Below are 6261 nucleotides of genomic sequence, written 5' to 3'. Positions count from 1 at the left end.
ACTGAAAGGCACTTGTTGCGTTCACACCCCGACAACCTCGGGACTTACCTGCGGAACCGGGTCTGACGCGGACCCGGTGCGCACGGACCCCCGTTCGCGCTCGTGGACGATGCAGGTCGGCCCCCACGCTCACCGACTAGGGTTTGAGGGGGCAGGGCGCCCCGGCAGCCGGTCCGGCGAGAACAACCGAGGAGACGACGCGTGGCAGTGCGGGCAGTGCGAGGGGCCACCCAGCTCGAGGCCGACGACCGCGACCACATGCTCGACCGGGTCGCGGAGATGGTCGAGGACGTGATGGCGTCGAACTCCCTCGAGGTCGACGACTTCATCAGCGTCGTGTTCACCGCAACCCCGGACCTGGTCTCGGAGTTCCCGGCGTACGCCGCGCGACAGCTCGGCTTCGACGACGTGCCGCTCATCTGCGCTCGCGAGATCGCCGTCGAGGGCGCGATGCCCCGGGTGGTCCGGCTGCTGGCGCACGTGGAGACCGACCTGCCGCGCCGCGACATCACCCACGTGTACCTGCACGGCGCTGCTGCCCTGCGCCGGGACCTGACCAAGGTGCACTCCGTGCCCGACCCGGAACAGGAGTGAGCGGCCAGGGAGGGCCGGACGCTCCGCTGACCGGCCCGGTGCTGGTCGTCGGCGCCGGCCTGCTCGGTACGTCGATCGGCCTGGCGCTGCGCCGGCGGGGGATCGAGGTGCTGCTGCGTGACGTGAACCCGCAGAACGTCACGATCGCCGCCGGTGTCGGAGCGGGTGTCGACGCCGACGCAGCGACGGGGTCGCCAGTGCGGCTCGTCGTCGTGGCGGTGCCCCCGGACCATCTCGCGGACGAGATCGTGACCGCCCTCGCCGACGGTGACGCGTTCGTCACCGACGTCGGCAGCGTGAAGGGCGTCCCGCTGCGCGCGGTCGCAGACAGGGTCCCGGCCGAGGACCTGGCGCGCTACGTGGGGTCCCACCCGATGGCCGGGAGTGAGCGTTCCGGGCCGTTCGCCGCGTCCGCAGCACTCTTCGACGGCCGGCCGTGGGCGGTCACTCCGCACCAGTCCGCGGCGCCCGAGGCGGTCGAGACGGTGACTGCACTCGCGCTCGCCTGCGGCGCCACCCCGGTGCGGCTGACCCCGAACGAGCACGACGAGGCGGTGGCCCGCACCTCGCACCTGCCGCACCTGCTGGCCGCGCTGGTCGCGGGACGGCTGGCCGACGCGCCGGCGAGCCACCTGGCGCTCTCGGGCCAGGGCGTGCGCGACGTCACCCGGATCGCCGCCGGCGACCCGGGCCTGTGGCAGCAGATCGTGGCGGGCAACGCCGAGGCGGTCGCCGACCTCCTCGGCGCGGTCCGTGCCGACCTCGACGCCCTGCTCGAGGCCGTCCGCAGCGGCGACCGGGAACGGGTCCGGAACCTGCTCGAACGCGGGGTCGCCGGGACCGAGGCGATCCCCGGCAAGCACGGTGGGCCCGCGGTGCCCTCGGCCCCGGTCTACGTCGCCGTCCCGGACCACCCCGGCGAGCTGGCCCGGCTGCTGTCCGACGCCGGCGAGATCGGGGTCAACGTCGAGGACCTCCGGATCGACCACGACCCGGCACGCCCGGTCGGCCTCGTCGAGCTGACAGTCGCAGCGGACCGGGCCGACTTCCTCGGCGACCAACTCCAGGCACGAGGCTGGACCACGCACCGGTAGGCTGCGTGGCCGGAACAGTCGGTCGAGCAGGACAGGAACCAGCAGCGTGAGCACCGTCGTCGTCGCCATGGACGGCCCCTCGGGGTCGGGCAAGTCCAGCACCTCGCGGGGCGTCGCGCGCCGGCTCGGTCTGCGCTACCTCGACACCGGGGCGATGTACCGGGCGATGACCTGGTGGATGCTCCAGCGCGGCGTCGACGTCGACGACGCGGCCGCGGTGGCGGAACACGCCGAGGAGCCCGTGCTGGTGTCCGGCACCGACCCCGAGCACCCGACGATCAGCGTGGACGGGGTCGACGTCGCCGGGCCGATCCGCTCCGCGGAGGTCACCGCGGCGGTCAGTGCGGTCAGCGCGGTCCCGGAGGTGCGGGCCCGGCTCGTGCGCGAGCAGCGCGAGATCATCGGCGACGGCGGGATCGTGGTGGAGGGTCGCGACATCGGCACCACCGTCGCGCCGGATGCTCCGGTGAAGGTCTACCTCACCGCGGACCCGGCGGCGCGGGCCGCCCGGCGCAGCGCCGAGTTGCAGCACACCGTCGACGTCTCCGCCACCGAGCAGGACCTGCTGCGCCGCGACCGGCTCGACTCCGGCCGGAAGGCCTCGCCGCTGACGATGGCACCCGGCGCCCACCACATCGACACCACACCCTTCACGCTCGAGGAGGTCGTCGAGCAGGTGGTGGCGCTCGTCGAGCAGGCAGCCACCCGGTGACCGGGCGGCTACCCCGGCACGCGCACCACGACCTGCCGCGTTCGCACGAAGCGGTCCACCCCTCGCACCGGCTGCTGCGTGCCCTGAGGCCGGCGGGACGGGCCTGGTTCCGCTCCCGGTACGACGTGCGCACCCACGGCGCGGAGTTCATCCAGCGGCGGGGGCCCCACATCATCGCCTCGAACCACATCGGGCTTCTCGACGGTCCTGTGCTGGCCGCGTTCGCACCGCGGCCGGTGCACGCGCTCACCAAGAAGGAGATGTTCGAGGGCCACACCGGCCTCGCCCTGCGCGCGGTCGGACAGATCCCGCTCTCGCGCCACGAGGTGGACCCGTCGGCGATCAAGGACTGCTTGCGGGTGCTGCGGGACGGGGGAGTGGTGGCCATCTACCCCGAGGGGACGCGGGGGTCCGGTGAGTTCGACCGGATGAGCAACGGGGTGGCCTACCTCGCACTCGTCACCGGTGCGCCCGTCGTACCCCTGGCGATGTTCGGGACGCGGGAGCCCGGCGGGCACGTCGACTCGATCCCTCCGCGCGGTGCCCGATTCGACTTGGTGTACGGCTCTCCGGTGTACTTGGAACCGCAGCCCTGGCCGCGCAGGCAGTCGCACGTGCGCGAGGCTGCCGAGGTGCTGCGGAAGAGTTTCGTCGAGCATCTTGTTGAAGCAAGACGTATCACCGGCCGGGAGCTGCCCGGGCCGATCCCCGGGGTCACCGCCGCGGAGCTGTTCGACAACCTTCGCCGGGACCCCTCACGAGAGAGACACCCATGACCACTGAGCACGTCGACGCTGCAACGGGCCCCACGCCCGTGCTGGCCGTGGTCGGCCGCCCCAACGTCGGGAAGTCGACCCTGGTCAACCGGATCCTCGGCCGCCGCGAGGCCGTCGTCGAGGACGTGCCCGGCGTCACCCGTGACCGGGTCTCCTACGACGCGACCTGGAACGGCCGTGCGTTCACCGTCGTCGACACCGGCGGCTGGGACCCGGACGCACGCGGTCTCGCCGAGCGGATCGCCGCCCAGGCGGAGGTTGCCGTCAAGGTCGCCGACGCCGTGCTGTTCGTCGTCGACGCGACCGTGGGCATCACCGACGCCGACGAGGCGGTCGTCCGGATCCTGCGCAAGGCCGGGAAGCCCGTCGTACTCGCAGCGAACAAGGTCGACGACATGCGGGCCGAGGCGGAGGCCTACGGGCTGTGGAACCTCGGCCTCGGCGAGCCCTACCCGGTCTCGGCGCTGCACGGGCGCGGCTCCGGCGACCTGCTCGACGCGATCCTGGCGGCGCTCCCGGAGACCCCGCCGGAGTCCTTCGAGGAGGTCGGCGGCCCTCGCCGGGTCGCGATCGTCGGCAAGCCGAACGTCGGCAAGTCCTCGCTGCTGAACAAGCTGGCGAAGGAGGAGCGGGTCGTGGTCGACGACGCCGCTGGTACGACGGTCGACCCGGTCGACGAGCTGATCGAGCTCGGCGGCCGGGAGTGGCGCTTCATCGACACCGCCGGCATCCGCAAGCGGGTGAAGGAGGCGTCGGGTCACGAGTACTACGCGAGCCTGCGCACCAACACCGCGATCGAGCGGGCCGAGGTCGCCGTGCTCGTCGTGGACGCGTCCAAGCCGCTGACCGAGCAGGACCAGCGGATCATCACGACGGTGGCCGAGGCGGGCCGAGCCCTCGTGATCGCCTTCAACAAGTGGGACCTGGTCGACGAGGAGCGCCGCTACTACCTCGAGCGCGAGATCGACCGGGACCTGCAGCGCGTGCAGTGGGCGCCGCGGGTGAACATCACCGCGCGCACCGGCTGGCACGTCGACAAGCTTGTCCCGGCGCTCGACGCGGCGCTGGAGGGGTGGGAGACCCGGGTCGGCACCGGTGCGCTCAACTCCTTCCTCGGCCGTCTCGTCGCGGAGCACCCGCACCCTGTGCGCGGGGGCAAGCAGCCGCGCGTGCTGTTCGGCACTCAGGCGTCCACGTCGCCGCCGACCTTCGTGCTGTTCACCTCGGGCATGCTCGAGGCGGGCTACCTCCGCTACATCGAGCGCCGTCTTCGCGAGGAGTTCGGGTTCGTCGGCACCCCGATCCACGTGCAGCAGAGGCCACGCAAACGCGACAAGAAGTGAGTCGGTTTCTTGCCGCTGCTCTCGCTGGGGTAAGGTTCTCACCGCCCGCTCGTCGCGCGTCGACTTCGCGGGCATCGGGCTGTGGCGCAGCTTGGTAGCGCACTTGACTGGGGGTCAAGGGGTCGCAGGTTCAAATCCTGTCAGCCCGACGGGTAAAGGGCCTCTGACCTGCGGAAACGCAGGCCAGAGGGGACCGAAGGATTCGACTACAATCGTCTTATCCCACGGAAACCCCACGTAAATGCCCGCGGTTTCGCCGCGACTGGAAAGTCCACAAGTCAAGAGCGTCGGTCGGCAACCGAAGGATGGGGCGGCGGCACGTCTGGGGGTGGTTCCCTGGAAACTCCGTGTCGCGGTCCCCGGTCCGTTCGCTCCGGCCGAGGAGACCAGTGCCGATTGATGTTGGGTAGCAGCGAGCGGTACTGGCCTCACGAATGAGAACGGGCGGCCCTGGATTCCAGGGCCGCCCGTTCGGCTTTGTACTCAGGTCGGTGGTGCCTTACTGCGCCTGTGCTGTCGGACCCTCGTCGGGATGCTTGGGTGCGAACCGCTCCTCGATGACTGCGCTGAGGTCGACGACTTCAGGCTTGCGGTTGATGTAGTGAGCCTCGGTGATGGCTGAGGAGGCATGGCCAAGCAGCCGTGCTGCCGCTTCCTTGTCGACGACGGCGTCAACCTGGGTCGCGACCGTGCGACGGAACGAGTGGAACTTCACCCAGTCGAGTCCGGCGTCGGAGCGGATCATTCTCCAGCGACGCTCGATGTTGGACAACTGGTGCCACGTCCCGTTCCTGGTGACGAAGACCGCGCCGAGCGGGTTGGGAGCCTGAGCCATCTTCCTGCGGCGCAGCATCTGCGCTGCAAAAGGCGGCAGCACGAACGTGCGGTTGGAGGCCCTCGTCTTCGGAACGTCGCGGTAGTTGCCCTTGCCCTTCTCGTACTTGATCGACCCCGTGACCGTGATGGTCGGCCGTCTAGTCGTGAGGTCGCAGTCCTCCCAACGGAGCGCAAGGATCTCGCCGATACGGCATCCGGTGGCTAGGAGGAGGTCGATGATGTCGGCCATGTCGCCGCTCGTCTTCGGCCCGGACCGCTTCTTGGTCATGGCGTCTCTGACTGCCTGACGGATCGACTCGATCGCATCCATGGGGATGTCCTCGACATCCCGCTTGCGGCGCTTGTGCTTGGAGGTGGATAGCACGGGGTTGGTCGGCACGGCCTCGTGAATGACCGCGAGGTCGAACATGTTCATGAGATGCGACCGCGCCTTGCGGCGCATGTCAGGGGATGGGAGCGCCTTCAGGTGAGAGTCGATTCGCCCAGCAGTCGCCTCTCGCAACTGGAGCCCACCCATGCTCTCGACGAGATGGCTCAGCGTCGTGCGGTATTTGTCCAGGGTCGCCGGACGGGGCGCGTCCTCCCGCTGTGCCAGGTCCTCCAGCCAGAAATCGACTAGGTCCTTGAACGGCGTAGTCGGCTGGAGGTCTGTAGACCCCATCGCTTTGACTCGCTCGGTGAGGGCCTCTTGCAGGATGCGCTTGGCCGCTGCTGCTGTATGGCCGGACTTCTCTACGGGCCGGACGCGGCCGTCGAGGTCCCGGAATCTGGTCCGGGCCCGCCAGACGCCGTTGGGCTCCTGGGTGACGAAGATGTTTCCGTGCGCGCCGATGGGCAACGGTGGACGTGCCATGAGTCTGTTCCTTCTGGTAGCAGCGAGTAGCGCTCTCACCGCCTCCGTGCAG

At 70.2% G+C, this 6261-nt stretch carries 6 protein-coding genes and 1 tRNA gene; 6 read left to right on the top strand and 1 reads right to left on the bottom strand.

All coding sequences use genetic code 11. The features are described 5' to 3' along the window. Nucleotides 1-201: 201 nt before the first annotated feature. The 6 genes from aroH to ACYVIH_RS06195 all read left to right on the top strand — a co-directional run bounded on the left by aroH (nt 202) and on the right by ACYVIH_RS06195 (nt 4668). Nucleotides 202-594, top strand: coding sequence for a chorismate mutase (gene aroH, locus ACYVIH_RS06220; RefSeq protein WP_460867215.1), 393 nt, complete (start codon nt 202-204; stop codon nt 592-594). Next, on the top strand, nt 591-1688 hold the full coding sequence (locus ACYVIH_RS06215) for a prephenate dehydrogenase (RefSeq protein WP_460867213.1): 1098 nt from the start codon (nt 591-593) through the stop codon (nt 1686-1688). Before aroH ends, ACYVIH_RS06215 begins: the two co-directional genes overlap by 4 nt. Before the next feature lie 46 nt (nt 1689-1734). Continuing rightward, the gene (gene cmk / locus ACYVIH_RS06210) at nt 1735-2400 is read left to right on the top strand and encodes a (d)CMP kinase (protein WP_460867211.1); all 666 of its coding nucleotides are present in this window, start codon (nt 1735-1737) and stop codon (nt 2398-2400) included. Beyond that, complete coding sequence (locus ACYVIH_RS06205; RefSeq protein ID WP_460867208.1) at nt 2397-3176, top strand: lysophospholipid acyltransferase family protein; 780 nt, start codon at nt 2397-2399, stop codon at nt 3174-3176. Before cmk ends, ACYVIH_RS06205 begins: the two co-directional genes overlap by 4 nt. Beyond that, the gene (gene der, locus ACYVIH_RS06200; RefSeq protein ID WP_460867206.1) at nt 3173-4519 is read left to right on the top strand and encodes a ribosome biogenesis GTPase Der; all 1347 of its coding nucleotides are present in this window, start codon (nt 3173-3175) and stop codon (nt 4517-4519) included. The genes ACYVIH_RS06205 and der overlap by 4 nt, the downstream gene beginning before the upstream one ends. Before the next feature lie 75 nt (nt 4520-4594). After that, nucleotides 4595-4668, top strand: a tRNA-Pro gene (locus tag ACYVIH_RS06195). Between the two features lie 350 nt (nt 4669-5018). Here the strand turns inward: ACYVIH_RS06195 and ACYVIH_RS06190 are convergent. Continuing rightward, nucleotides 5019-6209, bottom strand: a complete 1191-nt coding sequence (locus ACYVIH_RS06190) for a tyrosine-type recombinase/integrase (RefSeq protein WP_460867204.1) — start codon at nt 6207-6209, stop codon at nt 5019-5021. Nucleotides 6210-6261: the final 52 nt, after the last annotated feature.

It is taken from the genome of Nocardioides pakistanensis (assembly GCF_054781215.1).
This window is presented reverse-complemented; position numbering and strand designations above follow the sequence as displayed.